The sequence below is a fragment of the Methylacidimicrobium sp. B4 genome, assembly GCF_017310545.1.
Lineage (GTDB): Bacteria > Verrucomicrobiota > Verrucomicrobiia > Methylacidiphilales > Methylacidiphilaceae > Methylacidimicrobium.
Window position 1 is genome coordinate 2176228 of record NZ_CP066203.1, and the last position, 16721, is coordinate 2192948.

Genomic DNA, 16721 nt, shown 5'->3' on the forward strand with positions numbered 1-16721 from the left:
GCAGGCATCCTCTAGCTCAGGGACGGTCGGAGGGTGTGCCAGTCGGTGCTCTGCTCGTAGGCATATCCGACCTGGAGAATCGTCTCCTCCTGCCGCATCGGACCGATGATCTGGAGGCCAATGGGAAGTCCTGACCGCGTGAAGCCGCAGGGGAGCGAGATCGCGCAGAGCCCCGCGAGGTTGACCGCAATCGTAAATATGTCTGCCAGGTACATCTGGAGCGGGTCTTCGGCCCGCTCGCCGAGGCGGAAGGCCGGCGTCGGGGAGGTCGGAGTCACGATCGCCTGGCAGTCGCGAAACGCCGCGAGAAAATCCTCCCGGATCCGCATCCGTACCTTCTGCGCCCGGAGGTAGTAGGCGTCGTAGTAGCCGGAGCTCAGCGCGTAGGTGCCCAGCAGGATCCGGCGCTTGACCTCCCGGCCGAAGCCTTCGTCGCGCGTCCGCCCGTAGGTTTCGAGGAGATCGTCGCACTCCTTGGCGCGCCTGCCATAGCGCATGCCATCGAACCGGGCGAGATTGGCCGATGCCTCCGCCGTAGCGACGAGGTAATAGGAGGCGATCGAGTAGGCGGTGTGGGGAAGAGAAATCTCCCGGAGGGTCGCCCCGAGTCCTTCCAGATGGGAGATCGCCTGCCTGGTCGCATCCTCCACCTCCGGATCGATGCCGCTCACGAAATACTCCTTCGGGATTCCGAGCGTCATCCCTCGGATCTCTTCTCCGAGCTTGGCCGAAAAGGAAGGGGCTGGCGTCGGGTCGCAGGTATTGTCCCGTGGATCGACCCCGGCGATGCTTTCCAGGACCAGGGCTGCGTCGGCGACCGTCTTGGTCAGCGGCCCGATTTGATCCAGGCTCGAAGCAAAGGCGGTCAATCCGTAGCGGGAGACCCTGCCGTAGGTGGGCTTGAGGCCGACGCAGCCGCAGAAGGAGGCGGGCTGCCGAATCGATCCTCCCGTGTCGCTTCCCAGAGCCGCGATCGCTTCGTGAGCCGCCACGGCGGCCGCCGAGCCTCCGCTGCTTCCTCCCGGAACGCGCGAAAGATCCCAGGGGTTGCGCGTCACGCCCCATGCCGAATTTTCCGTGGAGGAGCCCATCGCGAACTCATCCATGTTGGTCCGACCCAGGAGGATGGCCCCGGCCGCCCGGAGGCGCTCGATGACGGTGGCATCGTAGGGAGCGATGTACCCTTCGAGAATCCGGGAAGCGCAGGTGCAGGGCTCTCCCCGGACGTTGATCAGATCCTTGATGGCGATCGGCACTCCCCCCAAGGGCAGGGAGATATCCGCCTTCTGGGCCGATTCGAGCGCGCGTTCGGGGTGGAGATAGTTATAGGCCTTGACCTTGGGATCGACCGAGGAGATGCGATCAAGGAGCGCCTCGACGAGCTCCCTGGGATGGACTTCCTTCGCGCGGAGCCTCCGGCGCAACTCCTGAATCGTGGCGAAAGCAAGGCTCACTCGAGGATCCGTGGGACAAGGAAGAGTCCGCCCGCCGGCTGTGGCGCATTTTCGAGCGCCTCGCCTTGCGTAAGCTCGGGGAGGGGGCGATCGGGGCGCAGGCGATTCTGGAAGCCGCTCTCCTCCCCGACGAGAGCGACGTCTTGGACGTCGACCTCCTCCAGCTTCTTCACATAGGCGAGGACCTGCTCCAGCTGGTCGCCGAAGGTTTCGATCTCCTCCGGGGAGAGGCGCAGGCGTGCGAGCTCCGCGACATAGGCGACGTCGATCGCAAGGGTGGGCACGAAATATCCATACCGGAAGCCGGCGGTTTCTGGCAAGAGGGGGAAAGCGCCCCTTTTCCATTGCGCTTGTTCTCCGCAAGAGAAGTGCGCTAGGTAAGGAGACCCTATGACGGAACGGCCAGCGATTGCCCCTACGCGCCAGGAAGATTTTCCCGAGTGGTACCAGCAGGTCATCGCTGCGGCGGACCTGGCGGAAAATTCCGAGGTGCGGGGCTGCATGATCATCAAGCCCTGGGGCTATGCGATCTGGGAGCGGATGCAGCGCGAGCTCGATCGCCGGATCAAGGCGGCGGGCCACCGGAACGCCTACTTTCCGCTCTTCATTCCCTTGAGCTTTCTCGAAAAAGAGGCGGAGCATGTGGAGGGGTTTGCCAAGGAGTGCGCTGTCGTCACCCACCACCGGCTGGAGGCAAAGGAGGGGCGTCTGGTACCGGGGGCACCACTCGCCGAGCCCCTGGTTGTGCGCCCCACTTCCGAGACGATCATCGGGGCGGCCTTCGCCCGGTGGATCCAGTCGTATCGCGACCTGCCCTTGCGGATCAACCAGTGGGCCAACGTGGTGCGCTGGGAGCTACGGCCCCGGCTCTTTTTGCGGACGAGCGAATTCCTCTGGCAGGAGGGTCATACGGCGCACCAGAGTGCCGAAGAGGCCGAGGCAGAAGCGCTCCGCATGCTGCGGCTCTACGAGGGATTCCTTTGCGAGATGCTCGCCCTCCCGGCGATCGCCGGGGAGAAGACGCCCCGCGAGCGATTCCCAGGCGCCGTGCGGACCTTGACCCTCGAAGTGCTCGTCCAGGATCGAAAGGCGATCCAAGCCGGCACCTCCCACTTTTTGGGGCAGAATTTTGCCCGTGCCAACGGCATCACCTTTCTTTCCCCAGAGGGGCGCCAAGAGCATGCCTGGACGACGAGCTGGGGAGTGAGCACCCGGCTGGTGGGCACCCTGATCATGGCCCACTCGGATGACAACGGACTGGCCCTCCCGCCCCGCGTCGCTCCCACGCAGATCATCCTCTTGCCCCTTATCCGGAAGGAGGAGGAGCGAGCGGCGGTCGAAGGAGCCTGTGCGCGGCTAGCGATCGAGCTCTCGGAAAAGCGCTATGCTGGGGAGCCTCTCCGCGTGGAGATCGATGCTCGGCCGCTCGCTGGAGGAGTCAAGAACTGGGAGTGGGTGAAGAAGGGAGTGCCGCTCCGTGTCGAAATCGGCCCGCGGGAGGTAGCGGCGGGAACGCTCTCGGTCATTCGACGGGATCGGCCCCCGCGGGAACGGCTCTCCGTGTCGGCGCCGCAGTTCGTCGCCAACGTCGAGCAGACCCTGGCGGAGATGCAGCAGGGCTTCTGGGAGCGGGCGCTTGCCTTTCAGAAGAGCCATACACGGCGGATCGGATCCCGCGAGGAGTTCCTCGAGTTCTTTACCCCGGAAGACTCGGAAAAGCCAGAGATCCACGGGGGGTTCGCCGAGGTCCCCTGGGCCGGTGATACGGCCCTGGAGGAGAAGATCCACGAGGAGCAGAAGGTCACGATCCGCTGCATTCCTTTGGAGCAGGAGCCTCTATCCGGAACCTGCCCCTTCTCCGGAAAGCCCGGGAAGCAGTGGGTCCTTTTCGGAAAGGCCTATTGAGCTTTGGCTCCTCCTTGCCCGTCTTCCTGGGAGCAGCGCGGTGCTTGGGCGGCGCGCCGAAGCCGGCCTTGGCAAAGCAGAGGGAAAGGATGACCGCCGGGCGCGCAGAACGGTGACGATGCCGACAGTAAGCGTTTTCTATGGCATCTTGATTCAGATGTTCTTTGAGGATCACGCCCCTCCTCACTTCCATGCACGCTATGCGGAGCATCGGGCTCAGATCAATATTGCAACGCTGGAGATCATGAGTGGGAGCTTGCCCCGCACTGCAATGTCGTTAGTCCGGCAGTGGGGAGAAGGGCATCGCGACGAACTGATGGAGAACTGGCAGCTATGTGTGCAAATGCGCCCGCCGAAGAAGATCACGCCGCTGTCCTAGTGCCCCCGATTCGTGCCGAGGCACCCGACGACGTGCGCGACGTGATCCCCTTGCCCGGCTACCGCTTGGCCGTGCGGTTCGTGGACGGGACGAGTGGAACCGTGGACCTATCGGCTCGCGTGGCCTCGCCGAAGGCTGGAGTGTTCGCAAGGCTGCGCGATCCAGAGATGTTTGCGCGAGTCTATGTGGAGCACGGGGCCGTCACTTGGCCGGGTGAAATCGATCTTGCCCCGGATGTGATGCATGCCGCATTGCAGCGTGCGGGTGAATGGAAATTGGAAGGCTAGAGGAGAGACAGGCTCTCTCATAGCGCCTCCTCCGCCGTGCTCTGTGTGTTCAGGCCGCTACCCATCCAGGCGGCGGCTTTCGATACGCGGTTCGACAGCCTCAATGCGGACGTCTGACGCTGCGGACGGAGGAGGGAAAGACGATCCGCCGACGGGCTGCCTCCGCCATCCGGCCGTTCCGGGAGCTAACCTTCCGCTTGCTCTGCACGCCTCTCCACCGCTTGAAGCAGAAGGGAACGATCCCCTCCGCGGACTTGCTTTGCGCACCACGAGCTTCCGGTCCAGGTTGCTCTATGAAGGCGCTCGCTTGCTGGCTACCTATCGCGTATGCACTCGGTTGCGCGGGTGCGCTCACTGCCGTTCCGGCCCCCCCTCCCGCCAGGGAATCCGCGGAACTCGCCGCCCAATATGAGGCCGTGAGCCGCCCGCAGTTCATCCAGGGGAAAAAGCTCGTCTCGCTGCTTTCGATCGAAGCCGGCGACTCCGTCCTGGATCTAGGATGCGGGACCGGGAAGCTTGCCGAATACGTGGCGAAGCTCGTGGGTCCGAAGGGGAGGGTGATTGGGCTCGATCCTTCTCCGGAGCGAATCGCCATTGCCGAGAAGAGGGAAGCGGGATGTCTTTCGTTCCGAGTGGCGGGCTCTGACGACCTCTCTTCCTTCCCGAGCGGCTCCTTCGATCGGATCTACCTCAACTACGTCTTTCACTGGATCGACAAGCAGGCCGAAACTCTGCGGCAGATCGATCGGCTCTTGAAGCCCGGTGGACGGGTCGGGATCAGCACGGGCTCCAAGGATCAGCCGTCCAGGCTCCGGAAGCTGATCCGGGAATCGGTTCGGGAGGCCCTGGGAAAGGTGCCTCCCGGCCTCTTCTTGTCTCCCTTCCGCATCCGCGCGCAGGAGCTCCGAGCGCTCGCCGAGCAGGCCGGATTCCGGATCGTCGCCTTGCAGGTTCTCCCCTTCTCGGATTACGTGAAGGACCCGGCCGGCGTCGTCGCCTTCCTCGACGCCAGCAGCTCAGGAAGATTCCTTTCCGGGGTAGGGGAAGAGAAACGTGCGCGAATCATCGCTGTCCTCCAGAGGAAGCTGGCCAGGCTCCAAACCCGGCGCGGAATCAAGATGGAGCACCCGGCGATCTTTCTCGTCGCCGAGAAGCCAAAATAGGGAAGCACCGGTGCGGCGGGCTGCTTCCGGGCACCCGGCCGCGGATAAGCCGCCGGCGCCCGGAGCGTCCAACCATCAGCCGAGCTCGTCCAGGCACTCGTCGAGCCATCCCAGCAGCTGTCGGACCGTCTGCGGCGTCTCGTCTCCCATGTGAGAGATACGGAAGGTTTGTCCTTTGAGCTTCCCGTACCCTCCGTCGATCACGCAGTGGAACCGGTTCCGCAGGAGCTGGATCCATTTGGCTACGTCAATCTTCCGCGTGTTCGAGGCGCAGGTGAGGGAGAGCGAGGCGAATTGCTCCTTCGGGAAGAGAGAAAATCCCTTCTCCTTCACCCAGGAGCGAACGATCTCGGCATTCTGCCGATGGCGGGCGTAGCGGTTCTCGATCCCCTCCGCGGCGATTTCCGCAAGCTTCTGCCGGAGGGCGTAGAGGTGGCCGATCGAAGGGGTGCTCGGCGTCATGTTCTTCTCGTGGTTCTTTTGGAACTCGAGGAAGTCGAAATAGTAGCCGCGCCCGGACACGGTGGCCGCCTTGGCGAGCGCCCGCTCAGAAACCGCGAAAAGAGCCGCTCCCGGAGGAAGCGCCAGGGCCTTCTGGGTGCCAGTCAACATCACGTCGATTCCCAGCTCCTCGAAGGGGATCTTGAGCACGCTGAAGGAAGAGACCGTGTCGACGATGAAGGAAACATCGGGAAAGTCCCGCAGGACCGCAGCGATTTCCCAGAGCGGATTCATGAGGCCGGTGGAGGTCTCGTTGTGGATCAGGGTGAGCGCATCGAACTCGCCCGTTGCGAGCTTCTGACGGACCGCTTCCGGATCGATCGCGCTGCCCCAGGGGACTGCGAGTAGCTCGGCGGCCTTTCCGCTACGGAGGGAGACGTCATGCCATTTATCGGAGAAGGCACCGTTGGCGCAGCAGAGCACCTTCTTGTTGACGAGGTTGCGGACAGCAGCCTCCATGACGCCCCAAGCGGAGCTGGTGCTGAAGTAGACGGGTCCTTTCGTATAGAAGAGCGCCTGCAACTTGGGCTGGAGATCAGCGTAGAGCTCCTGGAAGCCCTTGCTCCGGTGTCCGATCATCGGCGAAGCAAACGCCTGGAGCGTTTGAGGGGAAACTTCCGTGGGACCCGGGATAAAAAGTTTTACGTGAGATGTCATTCTGGGAGGATAGGGGCCGCATGCGCAAAAGGCAATGGGTTCTCCTAGGCGCGATTTGCCTCCTGGCCTTTCGAGCCATTGCCGACCCGGCGCTGGAGGAGATTCTACGGGAGGTGGTTGCCCGGGACGACGAGGCGAAGCAGCTCTTGCTCCGGCTCGAGTATCTGCAGGAGATCCGCACCGATCAGCTCGACGGTCGGGGAAACCTCAAAAGGTCGGATGAGATCCGGATGGTGGTGAAGCCGGGGGAAGGCCTGCTGCTGGTGCCAAATTCGTCTGCGGGAACGGTCTCGGTGCAAAAGTTGAGCAGTCAGCAGCTCCGGGAAGCCCGGGCGGCGCAGCAGGTGAGCGATTTCCTGGCGATGCGCAACCTGGTTCCCCGTTACGCGATCGTGCTCGAGGGGGAAAGCGCCTGGAATGGTCAGCGGGCCTATCTGCTCCATTTTGAGCCCAAGCCCGATGCCCCCTGCCACTCCCGCGCCGATCGGGTGATCAATGCTCTCCAAGGAAGGCTTTGGGTCCGAAAAAAGGATTGCTCGATCCTGCATGTCCAGGCGAACCTGACCCATCCGGTCCCGATCGCCTGGATCTTCGCCTCTGTCGATCAATTGGACATCTGGTACGAAGCGGCCATGGCTGAGCCGGATCTGGGGGTCCTCCCCGCCAACGGGTCGGTGGAATATCGAGTCGGCACCTGGTTTGGCAGTAACCACGCGAAGCAGCAGGTAGTCATGCGGAACTATCACCGCGGAGAGCTGACAGCGGGTTCCGAGCCTTGATCTTGGTCGGTTTCAACGGCCGGGGCGTCGCCAGGGAGAGCAGCATTCCGCCGGAAGGCGACCGAAAAGATTGCTCCTCTGGTAGGAGGAATCCTCGGCAAAAAGCTTGCTGACCCGAGATGCCTCGTCTATAAGGAATCCAGCGGTTTCGTGCCCTGCGAAGTCAGAGGAAACGCTTATCCTTGGATACCGGCTTCCAGATGGGAACCCCATTTCGCGCCCCTCGGCGGGAAGACCGCCGAGGGGGTGCCTGAGTCGGTGAGGCAGCCGCCCGGCTCCCCCGGCCGATTCTTGACAGTAAAAAAACCGTCCGATAGCCTAAGGCCACTCTTCTCCAGCCGATGGCATCCGTCCGTTCCCCGAAGTGGCTCTGGATGGTGGGGGGCATGGGGCTTCTGGCGGCCGCCCTTCTGGGTGCCTATTGGGTCACTCATCCGCCGAGGGAGATGATCTCGATCGAACGCGTCCACGAAATCTTCTCGGGCCGAGGAGCGCCCATGACGCCCGACGACTTCTTTGATTGGATTGAGCTCCTGCGCCAGAAGCGGCCCTTAAGCCTGGAAGCGGTGGAAAAGATCCTTGGCTTCCGACTGCGCCGGCTCACTCCCAAGGAGGAATTTATCCGTGAAGAGGGGATCGAGGAGCTCAAGCGCCAAGGGCCGCTGATGGAAAAGCGGATGGATGCGGATGCAAAGGTGAAGGAGGTTGGCGTGGTCGAATGGCCCTCGGGTCCCTGGAAGGAAATCGTCTGTGACCACTACCGGGATTTTGAGGCTGTGCGGATTCGATTTGCCCTTCGGCCCGAGGTGGTGCCGATCCGCAAGAGCGCAATGCTCCACCATCTTGGGCGCTTCCCGGGCGTGCTTTGGGATTCTTCGCCGCTTTCGGTCAAGGATGGGAAGCTCTACTACCCCCAAGGGATCACGGCCAAGAATCCCATCTTTGTCTACGAAAGGGAGAAAGATGAGGTCGAGCTCTATTTTGGAGATCCGGAGCTTAGGGAGATCACCTTCCCCCGCCCGCTGGTCGGCGGCAGCGTTGAGATATCCGCATCGCCCTTCGCTAAAGATGAAGATGATCCATCCATCCGAACATGGTAAGGACGAAGTTTGGGGAAGAGGTCGATGAGATCGTGAACCTTTCTCCGCATGGCCGGTGGCTTTTTCGGCAGGCCCATAAGTACAAGATCGGCTGGGGTGTGCCGGGAGGCGGGAGCTACACGGATCGCGATAGATTCGTGATTGCGATCGACCCCGAGCTCAAGGGGAATCCCGCAGCGGTCGTCGCCGCTCTCTTTCATGAGCTGGGCCATGCCACCTATCACCCGCCTCGGGTCGACGGGGATCTCGCGCATGAGCTCGAGCGATTGGAGATCCAGGCGCCCAAGGAGGTGGGCCGCTGGGTAGGGAACCTGGTCGGCAAGGGGAAGGAGGGGGCCGAGCTGGGGAAGAGGTTGGGCTTCGGGATCGAGAAGGCGACAGAGGATGGCTGTGTTGCTACTCCTTTTTGGGGCCCGTGTCGCCTGGCGCGGCAATGGTGTCTTGACAATAAGAAGACATTCCTTAGCCTAAGGCCACTCTTCTCCAGCCGATGGCATCCGTCCGTTCCCCGAAGTGGCTCTGGATGGTGGGGGGCATGGGGCTTCTGGCGGCCGCCCTTCTGGGTGCCTATTGGGTCACTCATCCGCCGAGGAAGATGATCTCGATCGAACGCGTCCACGAAATCTTCTCGGGCCGAGGAGCGCCCATGACGGCCGACGACTTCTTTGATTGGATTGAGCTCCTGCGCCAGAAGCGGCCCTTAAGCCTGGAAGCGGTGGAAAAGATCCTTGGCGTCCGACTCCGCCGGCTCACTCCCAAGGAGGAATTTATCCGTAAAAGGGGGATCGAGGAGCTCAAGCGCCAAGGACCGCTGATGGAAAAGGGGATGGATGAGGATGCAAAGGTAAAGGAGGTTGGCGTGGTCGAATGGCCCTCGGGTCCCTGGAAGGAAATCGTCTGTGACTACCACCGGAATTTTGAGACACTCTGGATCCGATTTGTCCTTCGGCCCGAGGTGCTGCCGATCCGCAAAAGCGCAATGCTCCACCATCTTGGGCGCTTCCCGGGCGTGCTTTGGGATTCTTCGCCGATTTCGGTCAAGGATGGAAAGCTCTACTATCCCCAAGGGATCACGGCCAAGAATCCCTGTTTTGTCTACGAAAGGGAGAAAGATGAGGTCGAGCTCTATTTTGGAGACCCGGAGCTTAGGGAGGTCACCTTCCCCCGCCCGCTGGTCAGTGGCTATCTTGGGATATCAGCAATGCCCTTCGCCAAATGATCCATCCATCCGAGCAGGTAAGGACGAAGTTTGGGGAAGCGGTCGATGAGATCGTGAACCTCTCTCCGCATGGCCGGTGGCTTTTCCAACAGGCCGATAAGTACGAAATCGACTGGGGTGTGCCGGGAGGCGGGAGCTACACCATTCGCCATGGCGACCGAGGGGTGATTGCGATCGACCCCGAGCTCAAGGGGAATCCCGCAGCGGTCGCCGCGGCTCTCTTTCATGAGCTGGGCCATGCCACCTATCACCCGCCTCGGGTCGACGGGGATCTCGCGCATGAGCTGGAGCGATTGGAGATCGAGGCGCCCAAGGAGGTGGGCCGCTGGGTAGGGAACCTGGTCGGCAAGGGGAAGGAGGGGGCCGAGCTGGGGAAGAGGTTGGGCTTCGGGATCGAGAAGGCGACAGAGGATGGCTGTGTTGCCTGGAATGTCAACCAGGACTTGACCGACGAGGGCCATGCCGAGATGACGCGGATCATCTGCTGCCGTCAGGCCAAGAGTGCCGCCAAGCAGCGGGGAGACCGGCGGCTGGAGGCGGAGGCAGACGAAGCGCTCCGCTTCCTTGGGAACGAGGTGGTGCAGAGGGGAAATCGCTCCTGGGAGCAGATGCAAAAGGTGATGATCACAAGGCAAGGCGCAGACTTCCAGCTTGGCCAATGGATCGGGGATCATCTCCACCCGAGCACCGATCCCAACAGCACCTACCGTGACTACTATGAGAAGGGGGAGTGGGCGAACGTAGCGCTCTCGTTTGAGGAAAAGGAGCGGCTTGAGGAGGAGCCGGCGCCCGGCGGGTTTGATGGGAACTTTATCCGGCCAAGCGAGCTTAGCCCCTATCAGCCCTGGGTGCAGAGCTCTTGTCGGGTCGATCCATCCCGTTACCGGGATCGAGGCCGAGGCCGGTAGCCAAAGCCGCTCCTTCGCCTCCGGATGGATCGGTTCAGGCGCAAGAGCTTTTGCTTTTAAACCGCGTGCGCCGTGGCGACCGCGCTCAAGAGGCGCTCGACGTTGGCGGCCGTCTTGCCTTTGAACACCGCGGAACCCGCGACCAGGACGTCTGCTCCCGCCTGGACGATCTCTCCCGCGTTTTCGGGCTTCACGCCGCCATCGACCTCGAGCCAGGCGTCGGAGCCGATCTCATCGAGCATCCGGCGCAGCCGGCGGATCTTGTCCGTGCTGGTGGGAATGTATTGCTGCCCTCCAAAGCCCGGGTTCACGGACATGATGAGCACCAGGTCCACGTAGCGGAGGATCTCCTCGAGAGCAACCAGGGGCGTGGCCGGGTTGAGGGTGACCCCCGCCTTCACTCCTGATTCGTGGATCGCCTGCACCGTCCGGTGGAGATGGGGGCAGGTTTCGACATGCACCGTGATGATGTCGGCCCCCGCGCGAGCAAAGTCGGCCAGGTACCGCTCCGGCTTCTCGATCATGAGGTGGACATCCAAAAAAGCTCCGGTCTCGGCCCGTAGAGGGCGGAGGGCCTCCACGATGAGGGGGCCAATCGTGATGTTCGGGACGAAATGTCCGTCCATGACATCGATGTGGAGCCAGTCGGCTCCCGCTTCGAGCGCCTCGCGGGCATGGGCTTCCAAGCGGGCAAAATCGGCGGACAGAATCGATGGAGCCAGCTTCACGAGGTGGTCTCCTTTGCCCTGCCGTCCCGCTTCCCCTGATGGTGTCATCTCGTTCCTCCTTAGGGCATCCGAGCGGATGCGTGAAAATGCCAACAGTAGCAGCTCTTCTGCGTTGGAGAATAGCTCTTTCTTGAGCCACCAGCGAGAGACATTCGGGGAAAGCGCCTGCATCGCCTATCCCACCCTTGCGCTTTCGCGACCGGCCTGCGCATGTTGATCGAGGAGCCGTGGATAGCGAATTCGCCATCGGGACGCCGAAGAAGCTCATGGAAGACCAGGCCCTGGTCCTGAAGCGAGGCGATACCTTTGGGGTGTTCAGTCCCGCGGGAGATGCCGAGGCCCGGATGCGGCCGGCCGAAGGTCTCTTCCGCGGGGATACCCGTTTCCTCTCCCGCTTCCGGTTCCTGCTGGGACGAGGAGAGCCCCTGCTGCTCAGCTCCCACGTGGGCGGGCTCGAGGCCGGGGCCAGCATCGACCTGACCAATGTCGACCTTCACGAGGAGGACGGACGACTCGTCCTCCCGAGCCGGACGATCCATGTGCTTCGGAGGAAGCGGATCTACGATGGGGGCTTCCGAGAGGAGCTCTGGCTTCACAATTATGGCGCTGCTTCGGTTACGCTTGATTGCGATCTGCTTTTTGAAGCCGATTTTGCCGATGTCTTCGAGGTAAGGGGGAAGAACCGTTCGCGGCGGGGGAGGCTGAGCAAGCCCCGGATTCGCGGCTCGGCGGTGATCCTGGGATATCAGGGGGTTGACCATGTCGAGCGGACGACCCGTCTCACCTTCACCCCCTCGCCGACGGAGCTGGGGGCGAAGATTGCCCGTTATCGACTTCCCTTGCGGGCGGGCGAGGAGCGGAAGCTCGAGGTGGAAGTGGAGTGCTTCGCCGAGCCAGAGCCGAAGCTCTTCATCCGGAGCATGCCGAGCCCTGCCCGCAAGAGGGCCGGACGCTTGCGCCGCTATCTGGGCTGTGCGGGAGTCCGGACGACCGATCAGCATATCCAGGACTGGATCGATCAGGCCCGCGCCGATCTCGAGATGCTGGTGACTCCGACGCGCGAAGGGCTCTATCCCTTTGCGGGAGTGCCCTGGTTCAGTACTGTCTTCGGACGTGACGGAATCCTCACGGCCTTGCAGTACCTCTGGCTCGATCCGCACCTCGCGCAGGGAGTCCTTCGCTTTTTAGCGGCGCATCAGGCGACGGGGGAGGAGGAGGGGAAGATCCTGCACGAGATGCGGCAGGGGGAGATGGCGGCGATCGGGGATGTCCCCTTCGGCCTCTATTACGGGAGCATCGACGCGACGCCTCTCTTCATTTTGCTGGCGGGGGCTTTCTATGCACGGACGGGGGACAAGCCGCTGATCGAACGGCTCTGGCCGCACATCGAGCTTGCGTTGCGCTGGATGGAGAGGCGGGGCGATCGGGACGGAGATGGTTTTCTCGAGTATCCGAGGCCTCCGAAGGGACAGGGACTTTGGAATCAAGGCTGGAAGGATAGCGACGATGCGGTTTTTCATGCGGACGGGACGCTCGCCGAAGGGCCGATCGCTCTTTGCGAGGTGCAAGGCTACGCCTATGCGGCATGGATGAGTGCTGCTGACTTGGCGCACGTCTTGGGAAAAGGGGAGTCAGCCCAGGAGATGCGGCGGAAGGCGGAGCGCCTGCGGGAGCGCTTCGAAGAGGCTTTCTGGTGCGAGGATCTCGGCACCTATGCCCTGGCCTTGGACGGAAAGAAGGAACCCTGCCGCGTTGCCGCTTCCAATGCGGGTCATGCCCTCTTTTCCGGAATCGCCTCTCCCCCCCGGGCTCGTCGCGTAGCGGAGCTGCTGCTCGGGCCCACCTTTTTCAGTGGCTGGGGGATCCGCACGCTGGCCGAGGGCGCTCCCCGCTACAACCCGATGTCCTATCACAATGGTTCGGTCTGGCCGCACGACAATAGCCTCATCGCGCTCGGCTTGGCCCGCTATGGCTTTTCGGCCGAGCTGCGCAAGCTGGCAGAGGGTCTCTTCTGCACGCTCGACTACTTGGAAGATCACCGTCTCCCGGAGCTTTTTTGCGGCTTTCCCCGGCGGCCGGCTTCCCCGCCGGTACGGTATCCGATCGCCTGCCGTCCCCAGGGTTGGGCCAGTGGGAGCCTCTTCGCGCTCCTGGCGGCCTGCCTGGGGATCGGATTCGATGCCGAAGGAGGGGAGATTCGATTTGCCAAGCCGGTTCTTCCGGATCAGGTGGAAGATCTCCTTCTCCACGGTCTTCTCCTGAAGAAGGCTTCCGTCGACGTGCTTTTTCGTTCCCACATTCGGGACGTGGCGATGAATGTCGTCCGCCGGCGAGGCAGCGTGTCGGTCGTCCTCGTGAACTAGCTCGGAAGGAAGTGCATCGCTGGGCTGGGCTCATCCGAGTGGGAGAAAAAAGCTGGCGAGCGGGAGGCGAATGGTGAGATAGAGCCAAAACAGCGCAGCGGAGCCGCGAGGAATTATTGCAAACGGTCGGATGAGCAGCGATCGGTCGGTCTGGATCGAGGAAAGGAGTGCGACCGGAGGAGCGCGTCTCGGCTGTGTCGTGCTGCATCCGTCGTCATCGCTCAACGCCCTTTCTCTGGAGAGCGCCGAGCTTCTCGACACGGCCCTTTCCGGGTGGGCCGATGATCCGGGGATTGCCTGCATCGTGCTCTCCGGCAGCGGAGAGCGGGCGTTTTGCGCGGGAGGGGATCTTCGGAGAATCTATCAGGCAATCCGGTCGGGGGACGCGGGCTACGCCGGCCGGTTCTTCATCCGGGAATACCGCGTCGTCGCGAAGATCCATGGCTACCCCAAGCCGATTCTCTGCTGGGGTGATGGGATCGCGTATGGCGGCGGGCTCGGGCTTCTGGCCGGGGCGAGTCACCGCGTGGTGACCGAGAAGAGCCGCCTGGCGATGCCGGAGATCTCGATCGGGCTCTTTCCCGACGTGGGCGGAAGCTGGTTCCTGGGCAGGATGCCCGGCCGGATCGGCCTCTTCCTGGCCCTCACCGGACTCCCCGTTCAGGCGGGCGATGCGCTCTTCCTCAAGCTGGCCGATGCCTTTCTGCCCGCCGAGCAGCGAGCATCGGTCTTGGAGGAAAGACTCCCGAACCTTCCCTGGACCGGGCGAGCCGATGAGGACCGCCTGCTTCTCTCCCGATCGCTCCGGGAATGGGCGCGTCCTTGGCGGGGCTCGATCCCTCCCGCGCGGACCCGGCTCGACTTCGATCGGATTCAATCTCTTACCGATGGGGAGACCTTGCAAGAGATTGCCGGCAAGATCGCGTATGGGCCGGTGTCGACCGATCCCTGGTTTACCCAGGGCGCGGAAAATCTTGCGGAGGGCTGTCCGGTTTCCGCCTGGCTGATCTGGGAGCTTTCCCGCAGGACGACCCGGATGTCTCTCCAGGAGGTGATCCGGCTGGAGACGACCGTCGCGTGCCAGTGCGCGATGCGTTCTGACTTTCCGGAAGGGATTCGCGCCCTCTTGATTGACAAGGACCGGAAGCCTCAGTGGAGCGACGGGAGCATCGGGGAGGTTTCGCCGCACAAGGTGGAAGAGCACTTCGAGGCGCCTTGGCGCCCGGAAGAGCACCCCATGAGAGATCTCTGAAATTCCCCTCCCGAGGCGGAATCCTATTTTCCTTGCCTCCTGCCCGGATCGAGCGCATCCAGGATCCCGAGAAAGGCCCCGCAACCCAGAAGCACCACCGGGATGAGGCTGAACGCGTTGAAGCCCAACAGCCAGAGGAAGACTCCGGCGGCCGCTCCCATGAGCAATCCGCCGAGCAGAGGCCTCGCCACAACCATCCCGGCCCCGATCAGCGCTGCGATTGGCACGACGATGCTCAGGATCTTCACCCCCGTGGCGGAGGCGGGATAGCCCGATTCGGCGAGGCAGGCCAAGCCGTAGCCGAGCAGGCCGTAGGCGACAGAGGTGAGTCCGCCGAGGAGGCCGACGATGAGGGCTCCGATTCTCATGGGTTCGGATTCCGCTGCGGACGGATCAACGAATGCAGGCGGCCGGGCTCCGAAGATGGCGCAAAACGCACCGGGGAAGGCAAGGGAAAAGACGAAGCGGTGAACGAAATCTCCTCTTGCGGCTCGCTCTTCGGCCGGACCCCCGGGGGGATCGGCTCCAGGCATCGGCAGGACCGGCGGTGCTTTTGTTGTTGACCACGCTTTGGAGCCGCCAGTAAAGCGGGTGCAGGCCCGAGCGTGGGGTGGCGCGAGCTGGGTCCCCCGGATGGTCGTTTGCCGCGATTGCGGAGGGAAGGGAACAGGGTTTGCGGGAAGAAGGAAGCAATGAGGGATGAAGAGCTTTTCGGTTGAGCCGGCCGCACGATTGGCCGGGGAGATTGCGGTGCCCGGGGACAAGAGCATCTCTCATCGGGCCGTGATGTTGGCTTCGCTCGCCCACGGACCGACGGAGGTGACAGGCTTCCTTCCTTCCGAGGATTGCCTCTGCACCCTGCGCGCCTTTCAGGCTCTTGGCGTCGATATCGAGGTTCAGGAGCCGAGCACTCTCTCGATCGAAAACCGCACGCACCGCCTCTCTCCGGCCCGAGAAGCGATCGATTGTGGCAACTCCGGGACGATGATGCGTCTGATCGCCGGAATTCTTGCCGGGCAATCGTTCCGCTCCCGGCTCTTGGGGGATGCTTCTCTCTCGAGGCGTCCGATGGGGAGGATAATCGAACCCCTGGAGCGGATGGGAGCGCAGATCCGGGCGGAGGGAGAGAAGGGAACCCCGCCCTTGGCCTTGGAGCCCGCAAGGCTTCACGGGATCGACTACGAGCTGCCCGTGGCCAGCGCCCAGGTAAAATCCTGCCTCCTACTGGCCGGGTTGATGGCGGAAGGGATGACGCGGGTCGTGGAACCGAGCCCGACGCGGGATCACACGGAGCGCTTGCTCGCGCATTTCGGGCTCCGCCCCCTGCGGGAGGGGCGGGCGATTCTCGTGCAAGGGGGCCTGTCCTTGGAAGGACGCGATCTGGTCATCCCCGGCGATTTCTCTTCCGCCGCCTTTTGGATCGCTGGTGCGGCGGCGATTCCCGGGTCAGAGGTCCGGATCCGGGGCGTGGGCTTGAATCCCACGCGGACCGGTCTCCTCAAGGTGCTCTTGCGCATGGGTGCGCAGATCGAGGAGAGCGTGGTCGACGCCCCGGGGGACGGGGAGCCGAGAGGCTCGCTTCTGATTCGAGGAGAGAAGCTGCGGGGCACTCGGATCGAAAGAGAGGAGATCCCGAATCTCATCGACGAGCTGCCGGTCCTGGCGGCCATCGCCGGGCTGGCCGAGGGGGAGACCTACATCCGCGGGGCCGAAGAGCTTCGTGTCAAGGAATGCGACCGGATCCGGTGCATGGTGGAGAACCTTCGGCGGTTCGGAGTTCCAGTGGATGAGCTCCCCGACGGCATGGTCGTGGAGGGCGGGCATCCCATCCGCGCGGCGCGCGTCCAGTCCTTCGGAGATCATCGCGTGGCGATGGCCTGCTCGATCCTGGCCCTCCGGGCCGATGAGCGGAGCCGCATCGATGATGTGGGATGCGTCGATACCTCATATCCCGGCTTTGCCCGGCACCTGGAAAAGCTGAGCCAGGCCGCTTCCCCGGCCGCGACTGACTGGAAGGGCTATCTGC

16 protein-coding genes and 1 pseudogene are annotated in these 16721 nt (G+C 63.1%); 12 read left to right on the forward strand and 5 right to left on the reverse strand.

Going from position 1 to position 16721, the window contains the following annotated elements:
* Positions 1-11 precede the first annotated feature (11 nt).
* The gene (gene gatA, locus MacB4_RS10175; RefSeq protein ID WP_206863707.1) at positions 12-1454 is read right to left on the reverse strand and encodes an Asp-tRNA(Asn)/Glu-tRNA(Gln) amidotransferase subunit GatA; all 1443 of its coding nucleotides are present in this window, start codon (positions 1452-1454) and stop codon (positions 12-14) included.
* The gene (gene gatC / locus MacB4_RS11295) at positions 1451-1738 is read right to left on the reverse strand and encodes an Asp-tRNA(Asn)/Glu-tRNA(Gln) amidotransferase subunit GatC (protein WP_242529238.1); all 288 of its coding nucleotides are present in this window, start codon (positions 1736-1738) and stop codon (positions 1451-1453) included. Before gatC ends, gatA begins: the two co-directional genes overlap by 4 nt.
* Positions 1739-1844: 106 nt before the next feature.
* Here gatC and proS point away from each other — a divergent pair, with 106 nt between their 5' ends.
* The 4 genes from proS to MacB4_RS10200 all read left to right on the forward strand — a co-directional run bounded on the left by proS (position 1845) and on the right by MacB4_RS10200 (position 5188).
* Positions 1845-3359, forward strand: a complete 1515-nt coding sequence (gene proS / locus MacB4_RS10185) for a proline--tRNA ligase (protein WP_206863709.1) — start codon at positions 1845-1847, stop codon at positions 3357-3359.
* Between the two features lie 118 nt (positions 3360-3477).
* Entirely contained in the window at positions 3478-3738 is a 261-nt protein-coding gene (locus MacB4_RS10190; protein WP_206863710.1) for a DUF4160 domain-containing protein, read from the forward strand.
* Positions 3738-4025, forward strand: a complete 288-nt coding sequence (locus tag MacB4_RS10195; protein WP_242529239.1) for a DUF2442 domain-containing protein — start codon at positions 3738-3740, stop codon at positions 4023-4025. The genes MacB4_RS10190 and MacB4_RS10195 overlap by 1 nt, the downstream gene beginning before the upstream one ends.
* A gap of 293 nt (positions 4026-4318) precedes the next feature.
* On the forward strand, positions 4319-5188 hold the full coding sequence (locus tag MacB4_RS10200; protein ID WP_206863711.1) for a class I SAM-dependent methyltransferase: 870 nt from the start codon (positions 4319-4321) through the stop codon (positions 5186-5188).
* 75 nt (positions 5189-5263) lie between these two features.
* Here MacB4_RS10200 and MacB4_RS10205 read toward each other — a convergent pair whose 3' ends face one another.
* Positions 5264-6346, reverse strand: a complete 1083-nt coding sequence (locus tag MacB4_RS10205; protein WP_206863712.1) for an alanine--glyoxylate aminotransferase family protein — start codon at positions 6344-6346, stop codon at positions 5264-5266.
* A gap of 20 nt (positions 6347-6366) precedes the next feature.
* On the opposite strand from MacB4_RS10205, the gene MacB4_RS10210 reads away from it, so the two are divergent.
* From MacB4_RS10210 to MacB4_RS10230, 5 genes are all read left to right on the forward strand, one after another.
* A complete protein-coding gene (locus MacB4_RS10210) occupies positions 6367-7125 on the forward strand; it encodes a hypothetical protein (protein ID WP_206863713.1) in 759 nt (252 codons plus the stop codon).
* A gap of 341 nt (positions 7126-7466) precedes the next feature.
* A complete protein-coding gene (locus MacB4_RS10215) occupies positions 7467-8225 on the forward strand; it encodes a hypothetical protein (protein WP_206863714.1) in 759 nt (252 codons plus the stop codon).
* Entirely contained in the window at positions 8219-8824 is a 606-nt protein-coding gene (locus tag MacB4_RS10220) for a hypothetical protein (RefSeq protein WP_206863715.1), read from the forward strand. The genes MacB4_RS10215 and MacB4_RS10220 overlap by 7 nt, the downstream gene beginning before the upstream one ends.
* Positions 8716-9444 (forward strand): hypothetical protein, encoded by a 729-nt coding sequence (locus MacB4_RS10225; protein WP_206863716.1) that lies wholly within the window; start codon positions 8716-8718, stop codon positions 9442-9444. Before MacB4_RS10220 ends, MacB4_RS10225 begins: the two co-directional genes overlap by 109 nt.
* Positions 9441-10352: a hypothetical protein gene (locus tag MacB4_RS10230; RefSeq protein ID WP_206863717.1), complete on the forward strand. Its 912-nt coding sequence runs from the start codon at positions 9441-9443 to the stop codon at positions 10350-10352. Before MacB4_RS10225 ends, MacB4_RS10230 begins: the two co-directional genes overlap by 4 nt.
* A gap of 56 nt (positions 10353-10408) precedes the next feature.
* Here MacB4_RS10230 and rpe read toward each other — a convergent pair whose 3' ends face one another.
* A complete protein-coding gene (rpe, locus tag MacB4_RS10235) occupies positions 10409-11128 on the reverse strand; it encodes a ribulose-phosphate 3-epimerase (RefSeq protein WP_206863718.1) in 720 nt (239 codons plus the stop codon).
* A 179-nt stretch (positions 11129-11307) separates the two neighbouring features.
* Between rpe and MacB4_RS10240 the strand changes: the two genes are divergently transcribed.
* Together MacB4_RS10240 and MacB4_RS10245 are read left to right on the forward strand one after the other, a co-directional pair.
* Positions 11308-13443 (forward strand): amylo-alpha-1,6-glucosidase, encoded by a 2136-nt coding sequence (locus MacB4_RS10240; protein WP_206863719.1) that lies wholly within the window; start codon positions 11308-11310, stop codon positions 13441-13443.
* 130 nt (positions 13444-13573) lie between these two features.
* Complete coding sequence (locus MacB4_RS10245; protein WP_206863720.1) at positions 13574-14695, forward strand: enoyl-CoA hydratase/isomerase family protein; 1122 nt, start codon at positions 13574-13576, stop codon at positions 14693-14695.
* Between the two features lie 23 nt (positions 14696-14718).
* Here MacB4_RS10245 and MacB4_RS10250 read toward each other — a convergent pair whose 3' ends face one another.
* Positions 14719-15063 carry a hypothetical protein gene (locus MacB4_RS10250; RefSeq protein WP_206863721.1) on the reverse strand — a complete coding sequence of 115 codons (345 nt, stop codon included), beginning with the start codon at positions 15061-15063 and terminating at the stop codon, positions 14719-14721.
* A gap of 331 nt (positions 15064-15394) precedes the next feature.
* On the opposite strand from MacB4_RS10250, the pseudogene aroA reads away from it, so the two are divergent.
* A pseudogene (aroA, locus tag MacB4_RS11405) lies at positions 15395-16678 on the forward strand (3-phosphoshikimate 1-carboxyvinyltransferase); the annotation flags it as partial.
* Between the last annotated feature and the right edge of the window lie 43 nt (positions 16679-16721).

Bases quoted from the DNA above. Each gene is read 5' to 3' on its own strand.
- proS (WP_206863709.1), top strand. From the start codon at position 1,845: ATGACGGAACGGCCAGCGATTGCCCCTACGCGCCAGGAAGATTTTCCC.
- MacB4_RS10190 (WP_206863710.1), top strand. From the start codon at position 3,478: ATGCCGACAGTAAGCGTTTTCTATGGCATCTTGATTCAGATGTTCTTT.
- MacB4_RS10200 (WP_206863711.1), top strand. From the start codon at position 4,319: ATGAAGGCGCTCGCTTGCTGGCTACCTATCGCGTATGCACTCGGTTGC.
- MacB4_RS10205 (WP_206863712.1), bottom strand. From the start codon at position 6,346: ATGACATCTCACGTAAAACTTTTTATCCCGGGTCCCACGGAAGTTTCC.
- MacB4_RS10210 (WP_206863713.1), top strand. From the start codon at position 6,367: ATGCGCAAAAGGCAATGGGTTCTCCTAGGCGCGATTTGCCTCCTGGCC.
- MacB4_RS10215 (WP_206863714.1), top strand. From the start codon at position 7,467: ATGGCATCCGTCCGTTCCCCGAAGTGGCTCTGGATGGTGGGGGGCATG.
- MacB4_RS10220 (WP_206863715.1), top strand. From the start codon at position 8,219: ATGGTAAGGACGAAGTTTGGGGAAGAGGTCGATGAGATCGTGAACCTT.
- MacB4_RS10225 (WP_206863716.1), top strand. From the start codon at position 8,716: ATGGCATCCGTCCGTTCCCCGAAGTGGCTCTGGATGGTGGGGGGCATG.
- MacB4_RS10230 (WP_206863717.1), top strand. From the start codon at position 9,441: ATGATCCATCCATCCGAGCAGGTAAGGACGAAGTTTGGGGAAGCGGTC.
- rpe (WP_206863718.1), bottom strand. From the start codon at position 11,128: ATGACACCATCAGGGGAAGCGGGACGGCAGGGCAAAGGAGACCACCTC.
- MacB4_RS10245 (WP_206863720.1), top strand. From the start codon at position 13,574: ATGAGCAGCGATCGGTCGGTCTGGATCGAGGAAAGGAGTGCGACCGGA.
- MacB4_RS10250 (WP_206863721.1), bottom strand. From the start codon at position 15,063: ATGAGAATCGGAGCCCTCATCGTCGGCCTCCTCGGCGGACTCACCTCT.